This window comes from Salinisphaera sp. SWV1, assembly GCF_052044155.1.
Taxonomy (GTDB): domain Bacteria; phylum Pseudomonadota; class Gammaproteobacteria; order Nevskiales; family Salinisphaeraceae; genus Salinisphaera.
Genome location: NZ_JBQDYE010000148.1, coordinates 1 through 587, shown reverse-complemented (window position 1 = coordinate 587; position 587 = coordinate 1). Strand labels below are relative to the sequence as shown.

Sequence of the window (587 nt, the reverse complement as noted above, 5' to 3'; positions counted from 1 at the left end):
GCCGATAGTGCCAGATGCGACGCTCATTCAACTACAATCCCAGTGCCGTACCCACCAACAACCAGATATTCAGCGCCACTACCAGCACCACAATCACCCAGCCTGTCTGTTTTACGCGTTTGCTGTTCACCAGATCGCCCATCAACTTGCTGTCACTGGTGAAAATCAGCAGTGGAACCAGCGCCAGGGCGATACCAAAACTTAACAGCACCTGACTCATAACCAGAATCCGTGTCGGATCTAATCCCATCAGAATGACAATCCGCCACTGATCTGACGATAAATCCGCATACATCAGCCCTGCAATCAGCAATCCCGGCAGCAACACTCCCCAGCCACTGCCCAGCGTACGTTGCAACATGATTTCATCTCTCTCATTGATAATGATAACCAATATCATATGATAATTTTTATCATTTGCAAGCCAGATAAATCCCTTGCTATCGGGTAAACCTATCGCTAGGATTAGCAATCATTATCATTTAGATTACTATCCCGATTATGGCCTATCGTTCCGCACCGCTCTATGAAGATGTCATCTGGCGAACGCATCTCCAGCCGCAGGATCCCACGCTTGCGCAAGCCGT

At 48.6% G+C, this 587-nt stretch carries 3 pseudogenes; 1 reads left to right on the top strand and 2 read right to left on the bottom strand.

Features of this window, described 5'->3' with window-relative positions:
- Positions 1-31 precede the first annotated feature (31 nt).
- Positions 32-262: pseudogene (locus ACS8YF_RS19940) on the bottom strand (divalent metal cation transporter); the annotation flags it as partial.
- 6 nt (positions 263-268) lie between these two features.
- A pseudogene (locus ACS8YF_RS19935) lies at positions 269-361 on the bottom strand (DUF1435 family protein); the annotation flags it as partial.
- Between the two features lie 140 nt (positions 362-501).
- On the opposite strand from ACS8YF_RS19935, the pseudogene ACS8YF_RS19930 reads away from it, so the two are divergent.
- Positions 502-587: pseudogene (locus ACS8YF_RS19930) on the top strand (siderophore-iron reductase FhuF); the annotation flags it as partial.